Here is a 16750-nt window from a genome sequence, read left to right as displayed (position 1 = left end):
TACGTATGCGCGATCACGCGCGTTCCGTTGAGCGCACGTTTTCGATGACGATTGCCGCCCGCACCGCCGCCCGGGTAGCGCGACTGCGCGGATCCCGCGCCAGTCAGCGACCGCGTGTGGCGGCCGTGCCGCCGCCCGGCGCGGCGGCCGCCGGGCGCCCGGACGCGCTTGCTGCGCCGGCATCCGCGCCGATGCCCGACGCGCGCTCGAGCCGCGCTTCGGCGGCGCGGATATCGTCCGGATACCGATTCTTCAACGGCTGGTAGCCGGCCCGTTCGAGCTGACCCAGTTGCGCGACGACTTCGGCACGCGTGGACGGGGCCGCGTTCGACTGCGCGAACGACACGACAGGCGCCGACGGCGCGCCGGCGAGAACGACGACGAAAAGGGCAGGTTTCATGTTCGAACCGCCGAACGGGCCCAGACCACCGGCACGGCGTGCGCCGCAAACGATGAAGCCATCTTGTTCGATCGGCGCTTAAGCGCGGATTAACGCAAAAAAGGGCGCAAACATCGCCCGGCTGGCGATCGACGCAATCTTCGGTATGTTGGCTCGAATATAGGGAAAACCCTTAATCGAGATATAATGCGCGGGTAGAAGAAAGGTCGAATCATGCCCGAACGTTTCCAATCCCTTGAAAAATTTGTGTTTTCCCTGGTCGTGATGTCTGCCGTCGTGTGCTCCGCGTTCCTCGCGTACGAGCGTCACCCGGAAATCAAGATCGCACTGCACGAAGGCGAAGCGCTGATGCGCGAAAGCGCCAAGTACTCGGCCATCTGTTCGCCGTCCAAGGTCGATCCTTGCGTCGAGATGTCCGCTTACTGAGTCCTGCCGGCGCGCCGATCACTCACCGCTGATTCCCACCCGTGGGCGGCCGACGGCCGCCCGCGCGGGGCGCGCACCGGTTACGGTTGCGCATCGCCCGAATACCGTTTCCTCCTGTTCTTCCATTCCGCTGTGGCGTCTTGCCCGCAGCGTGTTGTCGCGTCGGCGCGCCGTCATGCCTGGACGCGTTGCGGGCCCGCGTGCCGCCGCCCGCTCACGTCTTCCCGATCGTGTTTCTCGACCGTGCGACGTTGTCGGCGCAGCCCGTGCCGAATGGCTCGTTTCCGCACGCGGTCCGCACCTTCGAACGGACGGGGGCGCACGAAGTGGCCGCGCGCATCGGCGACGCGGACCTCTTCGCGGGCGACGAGCAGAAAACATCGCGGGGCTCGGCGACGGGCGCCCGGCGGGCGCCAACGGCAACGATGCGGCCGGGCGCGCGCATCCGCCGGTTTGCTCGTCGCGCGAGCGCGCTTTCCCGCTCGGAAAGGCGTCGCGATCGCGAATACCGCGGCGCGGCATTCCCGCCGCCTCTCATCATCGTTGCGCACGCGTTGCCTTTCCGTCCGGGAAAGGCTGGTTGAGCATCGATCGATTTTCGCGTGATGCGAACGCCGTCATGATCGCCGTCATCGACACCACGATTCATTCATCGGAGACAGTCATGACGAGACCGCTGGACGGCATCCGCGTACTGGAGCTTGGCCAATTGATCGCCGGGCCGTTCGCGGGCCGGATGCTCGCCGAGTTCGGCGCGGACGTGATCAAGGTCGAGCCGCCGGGTGTAGGCGACCCGCTGCGCAAATGGCGGCTGCTGCACGACGGCACGTCGGTCTGGTGGGCCGTGCAGTCGCGCAACAAGCGGTCGGTCGCACTCGACCTGCGCACGCCCGAAGGGCAGGACGTCGTGCGCCGCCTCGTCGCCGAAACCGACGTGCTGATCGAGAATTTTCGCCCCGGCACGCTCGAGGGCTGGGGGCTCGGCTGGGACGTGCTGTCCGGCATCAATCCGCGCCTCGTGATGCTGCGCGTGTCGGGTTTCGGCCAGACCGGCCCGTATCGCGACCGGCCCGGCTTCGGCGTGATCGCCGAGGCGATGGGCGGCCTGCGGCATCTGACCGGCGAACCGGGCCGCACGCCGGTGCGCGTCGGCGTGTCGCTCGGCGATTCGCTGTCTGCGCTGCACGGCGTGATCGGCATCCTGCTCGCGCTGCGGCATCGCGAGCAGCAGGGCGGCAACGGGCAGGTCGTCGACGTCGCGCTGTACGAATCGGTCTTCAACATGATGGAAAGCCTGCTGCCCGAATACTCGGCGTTCGGCGCGGTGCGCGAACCGGCCGGCAGCAGCCTGCCAGGCATCGCGCCGACCAACGCGTACCGCTGTCGCGACGGGAAGTACGCGCTGATCGCCGGCAACGGCGACAGCATCTTCCGCCGCCTGATGGAGTTGATCGGGCGTCCCGATCTCGGCAACGACCCGGCGCTTGCGCACAACGACGGGCGTGTCGCGCAGGTCGCGCGCATCGATGCGGCGATCGGCGAATGGAGCGCGCGGCACGACCTCGACGACGTGCTGGCCGCGCTGAACGACGCGCGCATTCCGTCCGGGCGCATCTACGACGTCGCGGACATCGCGGCCGACCCGCATTACCGCGCGCGCGACATGATCGTCGATGCCGCGCTGCCCGACGGCACGCCCGTGCTCGTGCCGGGCATCGTGCCGAAGCTCGGCGCGACGCCGGGCGCCATCGAGCGTCCGGCGCCGGCACTCGGCGCCGACACCGGCGCGGTGCTCGAATCGATCGGCATCGACGCGGCCACCCGCGCCGACTGGCACGCGCGCGGCGTGATCTGAGGCGAGCACGAAGGGGACGACATGAAACAGCAGACGAGGCGGATCCACATCCACGAAGTCGCGACGCGCGACGGTTTCCAGAATGAAGCGGCGTTCGTCGATACCGACGACAAGATCGCGCTCGTCGACGCACTGAGCGCGTGCGGCTACGCGAAGATCGAGGTCACGTCCTTCACGTCGCCGAAGGCGATTCCCGCATTGCGCGACGCGGAGGCCGTGATGCACGGGATCGTGCGCGCGCCGGGCGTCGTCTATACGGCGCTCGTGCCGAACGTGCGCGGCGCCGAGCGCGCGTTGTCGTGCGGCGTCGACGAAGCAAACCTCGTGATGTCGATGAGCGAGAGCCACAATCGCGCGAACCTGCGGATGACGCGCGAACAGTCGTTCGCGCAGCTGCGCGACGTGATCGACGCGGTGCGCGGCACCGGCGTCGCGATCAACGTGTCGCTGTCGACCGCGCTGGGCTGTCCGATGGAAGGCGACGTGCACGCGGAAACCGTGCTCGCGTGGATGCAGCGCTTCGCGGATCTCGGCGTGCACGGCTTCACACTGTGCGACACGACCGGGATGGCGTATCCGTCGCAGGTGCGCGACCTCGCCGAACGCGCGCGCGAGCGCTTCGGCACGCTCCAGCTCACGCTGCACTTTCACAACACGCGCGGGATGGCGCTCGCGAACACGCTCGCCGCGCTCGACGCCGGCATCGACCGCTTCGACGCCTCGCTCGGCGGCCTCGGCGGCTGTCCGTACGCGCCGGGCGCGACGGGCAACGCATGCACCGAGGAGCTCGTGCACATGCTCGCGCTCGACGGCTACGACACGGGCATCGATCTTGCGGCCGTGCTCGCCGCGGCCGCACGGCTGCCTGCGCTGATCGGGCACGACGTGCCGAGCCAGATCCTGAAGGCCGGGCGCCGCTCGGACCTTCATCCGCCGCCGCGCGCCGAAGGCGGCGGCATGCCGGCGCAGCGCACTTTCTCGTGAACAGGAGCGAATCGCATGGCGCTGATTGACCATCTCGACCACCTCGTGCTGACCTGCGTCGATCCGGAGCGGACCAAGCACTTCTATACGGAAGTGCTGCAGATGCAGCTCGACACCTTCGGCGCGGGCCGGCTCGCGTTCCGCTTCGGCAACCAGAAGATCAATCTGCATGTGCGCGGCGCGGAGTTCGAACCGAAGGCGCACGTGCCGGTGCCCGGCGCGCTCGATCTGTGCTTCATCGCTTCTGTGCCGCTCGGCGACGTGATCGCGCATCTGCAGCGCGTTGGCTGGCCGATCGTCGAGGGGCCGGTCGAGCGCACCGGCGCGACGCAGAAGATCCGCTCGGTGTACGTGCGCGATCCCGACCTCAACCTGATCGAGATCGCCGAGCTGATCTGAGTTGCGTCGCGTTGCATTGCGCGGCGCGGCGGCCGTCGTGCACGCTTCGCGTGCTCGGCCGCCGCGCTGAACACGCCACTTTGCGCGGTCGCGCATCGTATTGCGCGTGTACGCCAGTCGAGCGGCCGCGCGTATGATCGGCATCAGGCCGATCCGGCGCCGTCCGCTCGCGCCCCATCGCCATCCCCGGCGCATGGCCATCCCCGGCGCATGGCCATCCCCAGGACCTTCATCATGGTGAACCCGCTTCATTTCGATCTGCAATCGCTGCGCGTGTTCGCGCTCGTCGCCGAGCACGGCAGCCTGACCAAGGCGGCCGAACACGGCCAGCTGACGCTGTCGGCGGTCAGCAAGCGGATCGCCGAACTCGAGAGCGTGACCGGCAGCGCGCTGTTCGTCCGTCACGCGCGCGGCGTCGAGCTGACGCCCGCGGGCCGCGCGCTGCTCGACCATGCGGCGAAGGTGATCGAGCAGGTCAACCGGATGGCGCACGAGATGAGCGATTACGTCGCCGGCGTGCGCGGCCACATTCACGTCTGGACGAACACGTCCGCGATCGTGCAGTTCCTGCCGGCCGATCTCGCCGCGTTCCTCACCGACAATCCGGGCATCAAGATCAGTCTCGAGGAGCGGCTGAGCCACGAGATCGTCGATGCGCTCGCGTCAGGCAAGGCCGATCTCGGCGTGTTCGCGGACAACGTGCCCGCGCCCGGCATCGAACGCCGGCTGTACCGGCGCGACGAGCTCGTGCTGCTCGTACCGCGCGGCCATCGCTTCGCCGCGCACGACAGCATCCGCTTCGCGGATACGCTCGATGAAGACTACGTCGGCCTGAGCGACGGCAGCTCGCTGCTCGTTCGAATGACGGATGCCGCATTCGCGGCCGAGCGCTCGCTGAAGCTGCGCATCCAGGTATCGAATTTCGACGGCGTGAGCCGTATGATCGAGGCCGGGCTCGGGATCGGTGTGCTGCCGCGCGATGCGGTGACGGGCGAGCGCGCGGCCCGGCTCGGCGTCGTGAAGCTCGACGACGCGTGGGCGACGCGCACGCTGTGGGTCGGCGTGAAGGCCGGCGCAGTGCTGACCACCGACATCGCGAAGCTGTTCGATTTCATGTCGGCGCGCTGAACGGGCTGAATGCGCTGTATGCGCTGAATGCGTTCCTCGCGCGCAGAGCACGACGCGCGCACTCGCAAGCCGCGCGCCGGCCGATGCGTCATACCGAAGCGTCATACCGGATTGATGTCGTCCTGGCTGCGCCGCGTGGTCAGCGGCCCGAGCACGCGCAGCGTGACGGCGACGATGCCGAGCGCAACCGAGATCACGCCGAACATCGCCCCCGCGCCGTGTTGGACCAGCACCGGCAGCAGCACGAACGGCAGCGCGCCGCTGACGATGCGCGACAGCGCGTACGTGCTGCCGATCGCGGTCGAGCGCACGCGCGCCGGGAAAATTTCCGCCTGATACACGTGATACGCGTTGCTGAACACGTTCGACGCGCAGGTCGTCAGAAAGCCGAAACACACGATCAGCACCGTATTGCCCGAATACGCGAAGCACAGCCCGAACGCGGCGATCGACAGGATCGACGCGATCACGAGCGTGCGGCGCTCGATCCAGTTCAGCAGCGGAATCGACAGCAGCGAGCCGATCGGATAGCCGATGAACGACAGTGCGATGAACAGCGTGCTGTCCGTCACGTCGAAGCCGCGGCTCTTGACGACCGTGCCCGCGAGCGTGCCGAAGCCGTAGTAGCCGAACCCCTGGAGCAGGTGGAACACCACCAGCATCAGGTAGCGCGCGCCGTAAGGCCGGCGGCGCAGCAGCGCGATGCGTTCGCCGAAGCCCGACGGCCGCTGCGGCTCGGCCGACGCGGCGAACTGCCCGGGCACGCGCACGCCGGCGCCGTCCGCAAAGCGCTGCGCGGCCGCATGCGCGTCCGCGGTGCGGCCCTGCGCGAGCAGCCAGCGCGGGCTTTCCGGCAACCGGTGCTGGACCAGCAGCACGTACACGGCGCCGAGGCTGCCGATCGCGAGAATGATGCGCCAGCCGGCCACGCCCGCGACATGCAGCGGATTCAGCCACAGCGCCAGGAAGCCGACCAGCGGCACCGCGACGTACGAAGTCGTGTAGTCCCACGCGGCGAGCCGCCCGCGCTTGTCCTTCGGCAGGATTTCGGACAGGAAGCTGTCGGCGACCGGATAGATCGCGCCGACGCCGATCCCCGTCAGGAACCGGCACGCAACCAGCATGTCGGCGCTCACGGAGAACGCGCCGATCAGCGAGAACGCGCTGTACCACACGAGCGTCATCAGGAACGCCTTGCGACGGCCGATCCTGTCGGCGAGGCTGCCGAGACACATCGCGCCGACGAACATCCCGATGAAGGCCGATGCGAGCAGCAGCTTGAAATCGGGGCTTTGCCGGCTCAGCCCGTATTCGTTCTGCAGTGCGGAGCCGATCGTGCTGACGAGGAAGATCTCGTACATGTCGAAGAACAACCCGATGCCGATCACCCAGACGACGAACCGGTGCAGTGCACCGACCGGCAGGTCGTCCATGAATTCGCCGAGTGTGACGCCGCGGGCGGCAACGGTGGGCGGCTCGGCTTCGGGGCGTGCGGAAGCCGGTAGCGCGGACGCGGGCCGGCCCGCCGCGCCGCCAAGATCGAGGGATTGGCTGTTCATCGTGTCTCCAGATTATCGAATTGCCGTGGCGCGATGCCCGGCCGTTCGCGGCCGCCGTCACGGGCGCGGTCGCGCGATGCGACGGCGACGCCCGCAACGTCCGCGAAGCGGCCGCAGGCGCGGGCGGCGCCGATCGTGCGAAACATGGTCGGCGAATTCGCGCGCCGCGATAATTGCGGATGCTTCAAGCCTCCTTTCCCGAGCAGAAAGGCTGTGGAATGCCCGCCGGAAGGGCGTTGGACGACGCGTCGGCCGATGCGGGAGCGTCACGGCGGGCAAAACGATGGGGCGCGACGTCGCGCGCGACCGGCGGTGGAGACGGCGTGTGGCGTCGTCGGGGTCAGCCGGGCTGGCCGGCATCCCACGGTGGCCGAGCGGGGCCGCGACGCGCGTTGTCTGCCTGCATCTGCTCGGCGACGTGACGAATCGCGCGCCCGTCGTTACTGCGCGCAAGGACCGGAATGTCCGGCCTGCGGCGCCGCGCCTGAGCCGGCATCGGCGCCGTTGGCCGCACCTCGCTCGTGCCGGACCGTATCCGACGCAACGGCCTGCAATCGCTCGGCCATCTGCGGCGCGATGCCGAGCCGCGCGGCTGCCCGCTCGCGCGGGCCGAACGTGCGCACATCGACGCCCGCGATCTGCTGGAACAGCACGAGCGCGCTGAGGTAAGCGCCGAACACGCTCGGATGCAGATAATCGGGCCGCGTCATCGGCGGGTCGCCGTGCGCGTGCATCCCGTACCACAGCAGCGGCGCGCCGGACGGCGCATACGGATCGGGATCGGCGACACCGGCTGCCCACGCCCGCTGCCACGCACGGCCGACCGGCGCGACGGCGACGATCGACGGATCGGTCCGGCGTGCGCGTTCGAATGCATCGCGATACGCGGCGGCGATGTCGGCGAGGCGATCGAGGTAGCGCACGCGGAAACCGTCGCTGCCGGGCTCGCCGGCGAGCGCTTTCGCGCGATCGGCGCTCGGCCAGGTCTCGTACAGGTAGATGCGCGCTCGCGGCGCCGCGGCGCGAATGCCGCGCGCGAGCTTCGCGACGCTCGTACAGAAACCGGCCGGATCGCTGGCGCGGCTGTGCGTGAGTGCGAACGGCAGCGGCGTTGCGCTCAGTTCCTGCAGCACGACCGCGTCCCAGACGGGCCGGTCGATCACGTCCGACGCGACGCGGGCATGTTTCGCGAGACTCGTCGCCGACATCGCTTCGAGATGAACGTCGTAGTCGAGCCCGGCTTCGACGGCGAAGCGCGCGAAGATGCCCGGAATTCCGCCCCACGGGCCCGGCTCGCGTTCCGCGCGCGCGCCGGTCTGTCCGAAGTTTTCGTCAACTACCTGGGCGGTGTCGCCGCGCGCGCCGCTGCCGGCGCGCATCGCGCCGTACGAACGCACGGGCGTGTAACGGCCATGCGTGAGGCTGTCGCCGACGAACAGGATGCGTTGCGGCGCGCGCGGCAAATCGTCTGCGGAACCGGCGCTCGCCGGCGCGGCGATCAGCAACGCGGCGACGCATGTCAGCGCGCGACGCGCGACGACGCAACGAAACGGCGGGTCGGCAGGCTTGTCAGTCATCGCAGGGGGCTCCGTAACGGCGCATGGCCGAAGTATTTCACGAAGCGCCGCGGCACCGCCGGTCAGGCACCGGCGTGCGCGTACGGTAGACTGCTCGCTGCGTTTCCCGCCCCAATGACACGACCACTCGCGCCCACTCACACGCCATGGACCGAATCGATGCGATGAAGGTGTTCGTCGCCACGCTGGACGAGGGCAGTCTCGCGGGCGCGAGCCGCCGTCTCGGCCGCTCGCCGGCGGCAGTCAGCCGCGCGATCGCGTTTCTCGAGGAACATACGGGCACCGCGCTGCTGTACCGGACCACCCGCACGATTCGCCTGAGCGAAGCCGGCGAGCGCTACGCCGCCGCGTGCCGTCGCATCCTCGCGGATCTCGAGGAAGCCGACATGCTGATCGCCGACGAGCACTCCGCGCCGCGCGGGCTGCTGACGATCACCGCACCGGTTGCCGCGGGCGAGGACGTGCTGCGCGCGCTGATCGACGAATTCATCGACCGCCATCCGGCCGTGTCGATTCGCCTGCAACTGCTCGACCGTCCCGTGAGCCTGGTCGACGAAGGGATCGACGTCGCGCTGCGCATCGCGCACCTGAGCGATTCGACGCTCGTCGCGATTCCGGTCGGCGCGGTGCGGCGCGTCGTCGTCGCTTCCCCCGGCTATCTCGCGGCCCATCCGCCGATCGTCGCGCCGGCCGATCTCGCGCAGCACCGGATCATCTCGATGACGCACTTCGGGCTCGATTCGTGGAGCTTCCCGCCGTCCGGGCAGTCGGCGCTGCCGCAGGTCGTGCAGTTCGCGCCGCGCCTCATCGTCAACACGATCCGCGGCGCGCTGGCGTCGGCGCTCGCCGGGCACGGCGTCACGCGGCTCTTCTCGTATCACGTCGCCGAGCAGATCCGCGACGGCGCGCTGCAAATCGTGCTGCGCGACAGCGAGCATGCGCCGCTGCCGATCCACCTCGTCACGCCTTACGGCCGGCTGTCGGTGCCGAAGGTGCGCACGTTCGTCGATTTCGCCGCGCCGCGATTGCGCGAACACTTCGCGCGACTGGCCGCCATCACCGATCAGGATTGAATCGCAATGCGGAAGAATGACTTCCGCATTGCGTGGATTCTCCCGACTTCCGGTTCAATCTAGACTTCGTTCGATCGACGGACGTACGTGCGTCCGCGCAGCGAATGGAGGTTCTCATGCAACAAGTGGTTCTCGACCGGCCGCACGCGCCCGCGTTCAACGTGTGGCGCGGCACGGTGTCCGGCGCCAGCGCGAGCCTGATCGGCATCGGCCTCGCGCGTTTTGCGTACACGCCGCTGCTGCCCGCGATCATCGGCGCGCACTGGTTTCCCGCGTCGACGGCCGCCTATCTCGGCGCGGCGAACCTCGGCGGCTATCTGGCCGGCGCGCTCGTCGCCGGCTGGCTCGCGCGCCGCACCGGCGCGACCGCCGTGCTGCGCGCGATGATGCTGCTCGCGACGCTCGCGTTCGTCGCGTGCGCGGCGCCCGTGTCATTCCTGTGGTTCTTCGTGTGGCGCTTCGCGTCCGGCCTGTCGGGCGGTGCGCTGATGGTGCTCGCCGCGCCCGCGATCCTCGCGCACGTGCCGCCGGCGCGCCGCGGTTTCGCGAGCGGCGGCATCTTCACCGGGATCGGCCTCGGCATCGCGGCGTCGGGCACGATCGTGCCGATTCTGCTGCGGCAGGGCCTCACCGTGACGTGGCTGGGCCTCGCGGTGGTGTCGCTGTTGCTGACCGCCGTCGCATGGCGCGGCTGGCCGGCCGACGATGCGTCGCCTGCGGCTGTCGCGCCGCGTGCCGAACATATCCGCAATGTGCCGACCCGCGGCCTGCGCGCGCTGTACGTCGAATACGGGCTCAACGCGGTCGGGCTCGTCCCGCACATGATCTTTCTCGTCGACTACGTCGCACGCGGACTCGGCAAGGGCGTCGACGCGGGCGCGCAGTTCTGGGTGCTGTACGGCCTCGGCGCGATCGTCGGGCCGCTTGCATGCGGACATCTGGCCGATCGCGCGGGCTTCGGCCGCGCGCTGCGCATCGCGTTCGCGATCGAGGCCGTCGCGGTCGTGCTGCCGCTGCTTGGGATGGGACCGGCCGCGCTGATCGTATCGAGCGTGCTGGTCGGCGCGTTCACGCCCGGCATCGTGCCGCTCGCGCTCGGCCGTGTGAACGAGCTGCTCGCGCATCATCCGTCGGTCGCGAAACGTGCCTGGCGCAGCGCGACGACGAGCTTCGCGATCATGCAGGCGGTCGCCGCCTACGGCCTGTCGTATCTGTTCGCATCGAGCGGCGGCCGTTACGAAACGCTGTTCGCGGTTGGCGCCGCCGCGCTGCTGGTCGCGCTCGCGGTCGACGTCGCTGCCGCCGCGACGGCACAATGAGCACGACCGCGCGCGTGCCGGCCGCAGCCGCTGCGGCGGCCGGCCGGCCGCGGTGACCCTATCCCGGACGTTGCAGGAGGCAACGACATGAACCGACCGACCGACAACCGGACGCTGTTGCGCACGCTCGGCATCCGCACCCCGATCATCCAGGCGCCGATGGCCGGCGTGAGCACACCCGCGCTGGCGGCCGCCGTGTCGAACGCCGGCGGGCTCGGCTCGCTCGGCGTCGGCGCGACGAACGCCGACGGCGCGCGCAAGATGATCCGCGACACGCGCGCGCTCACCGACCGGCCGTTCAACATCAATGTGTTCTGCCACCAGCCCGCGCGCGCGGACGCCGCCGTCGAGCGCGCGTGGCTCGACTGGCTCGCACCCGCGTTCCGCGAATACGGCGCGACGCCGCCCGCGTCGCTGTCGGAGATCTACACGAGCTTCGTCGAAGACGATGCGATGCTCGCGATGCTGATCGACGAAAAGCCGGCCGTCGTCAGCTTTCATTTCGGGTTGCCGTCCGACGATGCGATCGCGATGCTCAAGCGCGCCGGGATCACGCTGTTCGCGACCGCGACACATCCCGACGAAGCCCGGCAGATCGCCGCCGCCGGCGTCGACGCGATCGTCGCGCAGGGCATCGAGGCAGGCGGCCACCGCGGCGTATTCGATTCGACGGCACACGACGACCGGCTCGGCACGTTCGCGCTGACGCGCCTGCTCGTGCGCGAATTCCCGCTCCCGGTGATCGCGACCGGCGGGATCATGGACGGCGACGGCATCGCCGCGGCGCTCGCGCTCGGCGCGCAGGCCGCGCAGCTCGGCACGGCGTTCGTCGCGTGTCCGGAAACGTCGATCGACGACGGCTACCGCCGCGCGATCCTCGGCGACGCAGCGCGCCGCACCACGTTCACGACCGCGATCTCGGGCCGGCTCGCGCGCGGTCTTGCTAACCGGCTGACCGCGCTCGGCGACGATCCGCACGCACCGGCCACGCCGGCCTATCCGATCGCGTATGACGCGGGCAAGGCGCTGCATGCGGCCGCGAAGGCGAAAGGGGAGTTCGGCTACGGCGCGCAATGGGCCGGGCAGGCGGCGCCGCTCGTCCGGCCGCTGCCGGCGGCCGAACTCGTCGCGGCGCTCGAGCACGAGACGCGGGCGGCCATCGCGCGGTTGCAGCGCGCGCTGGACTGATTACGGACCGGCGCCGCGCGCATCGCCCGGCCCGAAAATTGCAACGCTCCTTATCCGCGCACCGCGCGGATACAGTGCGATACGTGGCGCCGGGCCGAACCCGCTATAAAGCAGGCATGATCTCTCGAGGAGCACGACATGTCTGCTACATGGTTCACCGGGTCCTGCCATTGCGGGGCCGTCAAATTCGAGGTGCGCACCGCGCTCACCCCGGCGACCCGCTGCAACTGCAGCATGTGCCGCCGTCGCGGCGCGCTGATGAGCCCGATGTTCGCCGCCGCCGACCTGAAGATCGTCGCAGGCGAGGACACGCTGACGACCTACCGTTTCAACACGCACACGGCCCGTCACTATTTCTGCAGCCGGTGCGGCATCTATCCGTTTCATCAGACGCGCAAGGATCCCGCGTGCTGGCGCGTCAATCTCGGCTGCCTCGATGGCGTCGATCCATACGCGCTCGATGCGTCGGTCGCCGACGGCGCGAGCCTTTCCGTCGTGGAGGACGCATGAAACGCTGGCTGATGATCCTGCTGTTCGCAGCCGGCGGCCTCGCGACCGAAATCGCGCACCCGGTGCAATGTTCGCTGCTGTCGGTCAGCCAGCAGCGCAATGGCGAGCGCCGCGGCCGGGACGGCGACCGTCGCGGCTGAACGTGAATAACGAGGAGTCGGCGTCACGTGCAGCCCATGGTGTTGATCGGAAACGATAATCATGCTTCCGATAAGATCGCACGCGATATATAATGCGTTCATCTGCGGCCGATCCGGGGTCGATGGAGGAATGCTGATGAAACCGACCGAAGCGCAATCGCCGGCCACGCCGAAGCTGTCCGAGTTCCTGTGTTTTGCGATCTACTCGACGAACCTCGCGTTCGGCAAGGCATACAAGCCGATCCTCGAGGAGCTCGGCCTCACGTACACGCAATACATCACGATCATTGCGCTGTGGGAGGAGGGCAGCCAGACGGTCGGGCAGCTCGGCGAGAAGCTGTTCCTCGAATCGAACACGCTGACGCCGATCCTGAAGAAACTCGAGGCGATGGGCTATCTGGAGCGGCACCGCGATCCGTCGGACGAGCGCCAGGTGCGCGTGAGCCTGACGAAAAGCGGTCGCCGCGTGCGCGAGAAGGGGCTCGACATGAATCTCGTCGAAGCCACCGGGCTCAAGCCCGACGAATTCGCGAAAATGCAGAAGGCGATCGTCACGCTGCGCGGCAACCTGCTCGATTCGATCGACGAGTAGCCGAGTAGGCGCAGCGTCGATATCGGGGCGGCGACGGGGTCGTCGTAGGTCGTGTCCGCGACTTCAGTCCCTTCCCGTTTTTTGCCTTCGTTGCCGACAGCACCGCCGCATGGCTTTGGCACGCCCGTCACGGGCCGCCGTGCGGCCGACCAGCGCCGGCATCCTCGCGCCCCAGCGCCAGCAGATGCATGTCGCGGCGCAACACGAAACCGAGTGCGCGATAGCGGTCGATCGCGACGTGATTCGACGTGAGCACGTGCAGGAACGGCGTTTCCCCGCGCGCGCGGATCGTCGCGATCAGCGCCCGGATGAGTCCTGCCGCGAGCCCCTGACCGCGAAACGCGGTATCGACGCACACCGCGCTGATCTCGGTATGGCCGCCGGCCCTCAGCCGCTGACCGGCCATCGCCACGAGCCGGCCTTGCCGGCGTACGCCGATAAAGCCGCCGAACTCGACCGTGCGCGGGCCGAACGGGCCCGGCTCCGTCGTTGCGATCAGTTCGAGCATCTCCGGCACGTTCGCTTCCGTGAGCCGCACATGCTCGAACGCGCGTGCCTGCGCATCGTCGAGCGTTCCCTGCCAGATCATCTGGTGCAGCACCGCCCGCCAGACCGCGGACAAACGCGGCGGCGTCGGGAGTTCGTCCGGCGTGACCAGCGCCGCCGGCCCATGTGCGCCGATCAGTTCGCGCAACGCGTCGAACGCGGCCGGGCTGCGGTCTGCAAGGCCGGCAAACGGCGCGAGCGCCGGAGGAAACCGCCGCGCGTGTTCGTTGCCGAGCGCGAAACGATGCTGTTCGCCGGCGAGTGCATGCCAGATCGCGTTGTCGAGCGGATGCGATCCGCTGTCCCCGGGCCCCGTCGTCGCTTCCCGCATTGCCTGCTCCTTGGCTGAACACCATCCGCCGCACAGCATAGACGCGATCGCCGATACGTGTGGCACGCAAACAAAAAGCGCATGCGATTAAATCGCATGCGCTTTATTTGGCGGACCGGAGCGGCGGCGCCGGGACAGGGCTCAATGGCCGAAATAGATCGAGCGCTCGGCCATGCGGATCCCGGCGCGGCTGCCGGATTGCGTTGCGCCGTCGACGTTGCTGCCGTAGCCGGATACCTCGGTATCGGCCACTACCGTGCCGCCGTCGCGAACGCGCTTCAGCGCGGCCTGCAGGTTGTCCGGATAGTTCGGGTCGTTCGGGCGATTCGGCAGATAGCCGGCCCGCTGGAGCGCGGCCAGCTCCGCGCGCACCTGTGCGCGCGTCACGGTGCTTTCGGCGGCGAAGGCCGGTGCGGTAACGGACGCCGATACGGCGACGAGCAGTGCTGCAATCAGTTGGGTCTTCATCATTCACCTCAGATGGAAAGGAAAGCATTCAGGGTTGCGTACCGCACGCCGTCAATCGGCGTCGGCGCGGCGCTCAATGACCGAAGTAGATCGAGCGCTCGGCGATGCGCGTGGCAGGACGGTGGCCCGACTGCGTGGAGGCTGCCGCGTCGTTGCCATAACCGGACGTCGCCATATCGGCCGCGACGGCGTCGTTCGTGCGGATGCGCGTGAGCGCGGCCTGCAGGTCGTCCGGATAGTGCGGATCGTTCGCACGCCCCGGAACGTAGCCGGCTTGCTGCAGTTGGACGAGTTCCGCACGCACCTGCGCACGCGTCACGGTGGTTTCACTGCCGGCAAAGGCCGGCGCGGCAACAGCGGCAGACACGGCAACGAGAAGGGCAGCGATCAGTTGGGTTTTCATCATTCACCTCGACAGAAAAGGGGCGCAACATTCGGGAAGGCGGCGCCAGGCCGCCCGATACGGCATTCAGACGATGCGGATCTCGACGTCGATGTTGCCGCGCGTCGCCTTCGAATACGGGCAGGTCTGATGCGCGGTGTCGACGATGTGCTGTGCGACGTCGCGCTCCAGGCCCGGCACGCTCACGTTCAGGCGAGCCTGCAGGAAGTACGCGTTGCCGCCCGTGCCGAGGTCCACTTCGGCGTCGACCGCGAGATCGGCCGGCAGCGTGACCTTCGCCGCGCGCGCCGCAAGCTGCATCGCGCCGATGAAGCAGGCCGACCAGCCGGCCGCGAACAGTTGCTCCGGATTCGTGCCCGTGCCGGCGCTGCCCGGCGACGACAGTTGAATGTCCAGGCGGCCATCCGAACTGCGCGCCGCACCGTCGCGGCCGCCGGAAGTCGTATGCGTCTTGCCCGTGTACAGCACTTTGTCGATCTTGCTCATCGTTCACTCCGTCAGGTAGGAAGGTTTCTATCAGATGCGATTCGATCGCATGCGACGCAGTTTGGTCGACGCGAACTCTTTCGTCAAGCGTATTCGATTAAATCGCATGCGATATTTTGTATTTCAATGTATCTGGATCGTGCTCAGCCTTGCCGGACAAGGCGCACGCTCGATCTATCCGTCACACGTCGAAAGATGGCGTGTAGCGGAAATGCCGGCCGCGGGCAGGGTAGCCGCACGTCGTGACGGCGTCGTGGCCGGCGCTCCAATAGGCGACGGCCATCCGGTTACGCCGGACGGATTTCGGCGATCACGATCAGGATCACGGCCGCGTCGGCCGGCAGCTGACGTTGGGAAAAGGCCGGGCGCACGTGTCCGGCCCGGTCGCCCAGCCCGCGGCGAACAGCCGGATGCGGCGTCGATTACGGCCGGTTGACCGTATAAGTCGTCGGACGAACGGAACACTTCGAACGCCGCGCTGGTTTTATGCAGCGATTTTCGCTTTGAACTGGAGACATCCGGATAACTTTTCTTATCACAATAGCTTTGTTATTTACCGAAACTCGTTGCTATGAAAACGCGCCCGATCCTGCGTTCGCACATAGCGCGGAGTGGGGTTGCTGAAGTCCGATTCGGTCGCCAGATGCATCAACAGGCTTGTCGCGTCGTCGACGTACACCAGCAGCGTGCGGGCCGGCGCCCGTTCCTCGAACCACCGATGGTCGCAGCCGTCGATCTGGATCAATTCGCCGAGGCAGGCCCGGCGCGCTCGCGGCTGGTAGATCTTCGGCGGTCGTTGCCGACGCGGAATCCACAAGCCAGCGTCTGTCATCAGCTTCCGGACGGTCTCCTTGGCCAGCCGGATGCCGTGGCATTCCCACAGCTTCTCGCAGGCCAGCGTCGGCCCAAAATCGGCGTAACGATCGCGGATGATCGACAGCGCCCGGTCGGCGGCGCCTGGGTCCAGACGGCGGTTGCCAGGCTTTGCCCGATGTCCCGACACCAATCCCGCCGGGCCGTGCTCCCGCAGCCGGGCGACCAGCCGGCGAATCTGCCGTGTCGTCAACTCCAGCCGTTCCGCTGCACGCCACGGCTTGAGCTTGCCGTCGGCCACGTCCTGAATGACCTTGAACCTGTCCAGCTCGCGCATCGTCATCGTGATCCGCTCCGTTGCAGCCATCGCAGCCTCCGGCGCCGGACACCCGGCGGACGAACAGCTTACGCGGCCCGAAAGCGGACATTTCTATGTAGCCAAAAGCGGACATTTCAATCTAGCTACTACAATCATTTGTCATACCCGGATTCAGACGTCGTAGCGCCAGCTAAATACAGATGTCGCATGTTTCATCGGTCTTTCCATCCTTTA

Annotated in this window: 20 protein-coding genes and 2 pseudogenes; 12 read left to right on the top strand and 10 right to left on the bottom strand. The window is 68.1% G+C overall.

The genetic code is table 11. From position 1 onward, the window contains the following. Positions 1-103: 103 nt before the first annotated feature. Positions 104-400 (bottom strand): DUF4148 domain-containing protein, encoded by a 297-nt coding sequence (locus tag BSE24067_RS27205; protein WP_174904915.1) that lies wholly within the window; start codon positions 398-400, stop codon positions 104-106. Positions 401-613: 213 nt separating this feature from the next. On the opposite strand from BSE24067_RS27205, the gene BSE24067_RS27200 reads away from it, so the two are divergent. The 6 genes from BSE24067_RS27200 (at position 614) to BSE24067_RS27175 (ending at position 5192) form a co-directional block, all read left to right on the top strand. Beyond that, the gene (locus BSE24067_RS27200; protein WP_151068001.1) at positions 614-826 is read left to right on the top strand and encodes a hypothetical protein; all 213 of its coding nucleotides are present in this window, start codon (positions 614-616) and stop codon (positions 824-826) included. Between the two features lie 230 nt (positions 827-1056). Further along, a complete protein-coding gene (locus BSE24067_RS27195) occupies positions 1057-1410 on the top strand; it encodes a hypothetical protein (RefSeq protein WP_170297551.1) in 354 nt (117 codons plus the stop codon). Between the two features lie 80 nt (positions 1411-1490). Next, positions 1491-2681 carry a CaiB/BaiF CoA transferase family protein gene (locus BSE24067_RS27190; protein ID WP_151068005.1) on the top strand — a complete coding sequence of 397 codons (1191 nt, stop codon included), beginning with the start codon at positions 1491-1493 and terminating at the stop codon, positions 2679-2681. A 21-nt stretch (positions 2682-2702) separates the two neighbouring features. After that, entirely contained in the window at positions 2703-3665 is a 963-nt protein-coding gene (locus BSE24067_RS27185; protein WP_151068007.1) for a hydroxymethylglutaryl-CoA lyase, read from the top strand. A gap of 15 nt (positions 3666-3680) precedes the next feature. Next, on the top strand, positions 3681-4064 hold the full coding sequence (locus tag BSE24067_RS27180) for a VOC family protein (RefSeq protein WP_151068009.1): 384 nt from the start codon (positions 3681-3683) through the stop codon (positions 4062-4064). 234 nt (positions 4065-4298) lie between these two features. Further along, positions 4299-5192 (top strand): LysR family transcriptional regulator, encoded by an 894-nt coding sequence (locus BSE24067_RS27175; protein WP_151068011.1) that lies wholly within the window; start codon positions 4299-4301, stop codon positions 5190-5192. A gap of 101 nt (positions 5193-5293) precedes the next feature. Here BSE24067_RS27175 and BSE24067_RS27170 read toward each other — a convergent pair whose 3' ends face one another. The 3 genes from BSE24067_RS27170 to BSE24067_RS27160 form a co-directional block, all read right to left on the bottom strand. Then, positions 5294-6751 carry an MFS transporter gene (locus BSE24067_RS27170; RefSeq protein WP_151068013.1) on the bottom strand — a complete coding sequence of 486 codons (1458 nt, stop codon included), beginning with the start codon at positions 6749-6751 and terminating at the stop codon, positions 5294-5296. Then, positions 6748-6939: a hypothetical protein gene (locus BSE24067_RS27165; RefSeq protein ID WP_151068015.1), complete on the bottom strand. Its 192-nt coding sequence runs from the start codon at positions 6937-6939 to the stop codon at positions 6748-6750. The genes BSE24067_RS27170 and BSE24067_RS27165 overlap by 4 nt, the downstream gene beginning before the upstream one ends. A gap of 252 nt (positions 6940-7191) precedes the next feature. Further along, positions 7192-8328, bottom strand: coding sequence for a hypothetical protein (locus BSE24067_RS27160; protein WP_151068017.1), 1137 nt, complete (start codon positions 8326-8328; stop codon positions 7192-7194). A gap of 146 nt (positions 8329-8474) precedes the next feature. Between BSE24067_RS27160 and BSE24067_RS27155 the strand changes: the two genes are divergently transcribed. The 6 genes from BSE24067_RS27155 to BSE24067_RS27130 all read left to right on the top strand — a co-directional run bounded on the left by BSE24067_RS27155 (position 8475) and on the right by BSE24067_RS27130 (position 13150). Beyond that, a complete protein-coding gene (locus tag BSE24067_RS27155) occupies positions 8475-9401 on the top strand; it encodes a LysR family transcriptional regulator (protein ID WP_151068019.1) in 927 nt (308 codons plus the stop codon). A gap of 116 nt (positions 9402-9517) precedes the next feature. Continuing rightward, positions 9518-10720, top strand: a complete 1203-nt coding sequence (locus BSE24067_RS27150; RefSeq protein WP_151068021.1) for a YbfB/YjiJ family MFS transporter — start codon at positions 9518-9520, stop codon at positions 10718-10720. 87 nt (positions 10721-10807) lie between these two features. Then, on the top strand, positions 10808-11908 hold the full coding sequence (locus tag BSE24067_RS27145) for an NAD(P)H-dependent flavin oxidoreductase (protein WP_151068023.1): 1101 nt from the start codon (positions 10808-10810) through the stop codon (positions 11906-11908). Positions 11909-12046: 138 nt separating this feature from the next. Further along, on the top strand, positions 12047-12418 hold the full coding sequence (locus tag BSE24067_RS27140; RefSeq protein ID WP_151068025.1) for a GFA family protein: 372 nt from the start codon (positions 12047-12049) through the stop codon (positions 12416-12418). Then, a complete protein-coding gene (locus BSE24067_RS27135; RefSeq protein WP_170297552.1) occupies positions 12415-12558 on the top strand; it encodes a hypothetical protein in 144 nt (47 codons plus the stop codon). The genes BSE24067_RS27140 and BSE24067_RS27135 overlap by 4 nt, the downstream gene beginning before the upstream one ends. Before the next feature lie 136 nt (positions 12559-12694). Continuing rightward, entirely contained in the window at positions 12695-13150 is a 456-nt protein-coding gene (locus tag BSE24067_RS27130) for a MarR family winged helix-turn-helix transcriptional regulator (RefSeq protein ID WP_151068028.1), read from the top strand. 127 nt (positions 13151-13277) lie between these two features. Here the strand turns inward: BSE24067_RS27130 and BSE24067_RS27125 are convergent, their stop codons facing one another. From BSE24067_RS27125 to BSE24067_RS27105, 6 genes and pseudogenes are all read right to left on the bottom strand, one after another. Next, complete coding sequence (locus BSE24067_RS27125) at positions 13278-14027, bottom strand: GNAT family N-acetyltransferase (protein WP_151068030.1); 750 nt, start codon at positions 14025-14027, stop codon at positions 13278-13280. Between the two features lie 141 nt (positions 14028-14168). Continuing rightward, positions 14169-14498: a DUF4148 domain-containing protein gene (locus BSE24067_RS27120; protein ID WP_151068032.1), complete on the bottom strand. Its 330-nt coding sequence runs from the start codon at positions 14496-14498 to the stop codon at positions 14169-14171. Positions 14499-14568: 70 nt separating this feature from the next. Next, positions 14569-14898, bottom strand: a complete 330-nt coding sequence (locus BSE24067_RS27115) for a DUF4148 domain-containing protein (protein WP_151068035.1) — start codon at positions 14896-14898, stop codon at positions 14569-14571. A 66-nt stretch (positions 14899-14964) separates the two neighbouring features. Continuing rightward, a complete protein-coding gene (locus BSE24067_RS27110; RefSeq protein ID WP_151068034.1) occupies positions 14965-15384 on the bottom strand; it encodes an organic hydroperoxide resistance protein in 420 nt (139 codons plus the stop codon). Between the two features lie 287 nt (positions 15385-15671). Then, positions 15672-15840, bottom strand: a pseudogene (locus BSE24067_RS33150) (RidA family protein); the annotation flags it as partial. 142 nt (positions 15841-15982) lie between these two features. Next, a pseudogene (locus BSE24067_RS27105) lies at positions 15983-16564 on the bottom strand (helix-turn-helix domain-containing protein); the annotation flags it as partial. Between the last annotated feature and the right edge of the window lie 186 nt (positions 16565-16750).

The organism is Burkholderia latens (genome assembly GCF_902499045.1).
GTDB lineage: Bacteria > Pseudomonadota > Gammaproteobacteria > Burkholderiales > Burkholderiaceae > Burkholderia > Burkholderia latens.
The sequence above is the reverse complement of the archived record's forward strand: the minus strand, read 5'-3'. Positions and strand labels throughout refer to the sequence as shown.

What these genes read in the sequence shown, in the direction of transcription:
- BSE24067_RS27205 (WP_174904915.1), bottom strand. Translation starts at nt 400, where the DNA reads ATGAAACCTGCCCTTTTCGTCGTCGTTCTCGCCGGCGCGCCGTCGGCG.
- BSE24067_RS27200 (WP_151068001.1), top strand. Translation starts at nt 614, where the DNA reads ATGCCCGAACGTTTCCAATCCCTTGAAAAATTTGTGTTTTCCCTGGTC.
- BSE24067_RS27190 (WP_151068005.1), top strand. Translation starts at nt 1,491, where the DNA reads ATGACGAGACCGCTGGACGGCATCCGCGTACTGGAGCTTGGCCAATTG.
- BSE24067_RS27185 (WP_151068007.1), top strand. Translation starts at nt 2,703, where the DNA reads ATGAAACAGCAGACGAGGCGGATCCACATCCACGAAGTCGCGACGCGC.
- BSE24067_RS27180 (WP_151068009.1), top strand. Translation starts at nt 3,681, where the DNA reads ATGGCGCTGATTGACCATCTCGACCACCTCGTGCTGACCTGCGTCGAT.
- BSE24067_RS27175 (WP_151068011.1), top strand. Translation starts at nt 4,299, where the DNA reads ATGGTGAACCCGCTTCATTTCGATCTGCAATCGCTGCGCGTGTTCGCG.
- BSE24067_RS27170 (WP_151068013.1), bottom strand. Translation starts at nt 6,751, where the DNA reads ATGAACAGCCAATCCCTCGATCTTGGCGGCGCGGCGGGCCGGCCCGCG.
- BSE24067_RS27160 (WP_151068017.1), bottom strand. Translation starts at nt 8,328, where the DNA reads ATGACTGACAAGCCTGCCGACCCGCCGTTTCGTTGCGTCGTCGCGCGT.
- BSE24067_RS27155 (WP_151068019.1), top strand. Translation starts at nt 8,475, where the DNA reads ATGGACCGAATCGATGCGATGAAGGTGTTCGTCGCCACGCTGGACGAG.
- BSE24067_RS27150 (WP_151068021.1), top strand. Translation starts at nt 9,518, where the DNA reads ATGCAACAAGTGGTTCTCGACCGGCCGCACGCGCCCGCGTTCAACGTG.
- BSE24067_RS27145 (WP_151068023.1), top strand. Translation starts at nt 10,808, where the DNA reads ATGAACCGACCGACCGACAACCGGACGCTGTTGCGCACGCTCGGCATC.
- BSE24067_RS27140 (WP_151068025.1), top strand. Translation starts at nt 12,047, where the DNA reads ATGTCTGCTACATGGTTCACCGGGTCCTGCCATTGCGGGGCCGTCAAA.
- BSE24067_RS27135 (WP_170297552.1), top strand. Translation starts at nt 12,415, where the DNA reads ATGAAACGCTGGCTGATGATCCTGCTGTTCGCAGCCGGCGGCCTCGCG.
- BSE24067_RS27130 (WP_151068028.1), top strand. Translation starts at nt 12,695, where the DNA reads ATGAAACCGACCGAAGCGCAATCGCCGGCCACGCCGAAGCTGTCCGAG.
- BSE24067_RS27125 (WP_151068030.1), bottom strand. Translation starts at nt 14,027, where the DNA reads ATGCGGGAAGCGACGACGGGGCCCGGGGACAGCGGATCGCATCCGCTC.
- BSE24067_RS27120 (WP_151068032.1), bottom strand. Translation starts at nt 14,498, where the DNA reads ATGATGAAGACCCAACTGATTGCAGCACTGCTCGTCGCCGTATCGGCG.
- BSE24067_RS27115 (WP_151068035.1), bottom strand. Translation starts at nt 14,898, where the DNA reads ATGAAAACCCAACTGATCGCTGCCCTTCTCGTTGCCGTGTCTGCCGCT.
- BSE24067_RS27110 (WP_151068034.1), bottom strand. Translation starts at nt 15,384, where the DNA reads ATGAGCAAGATCGACAAAGTGCTGTACACGGGCAAGACGCATACGACT.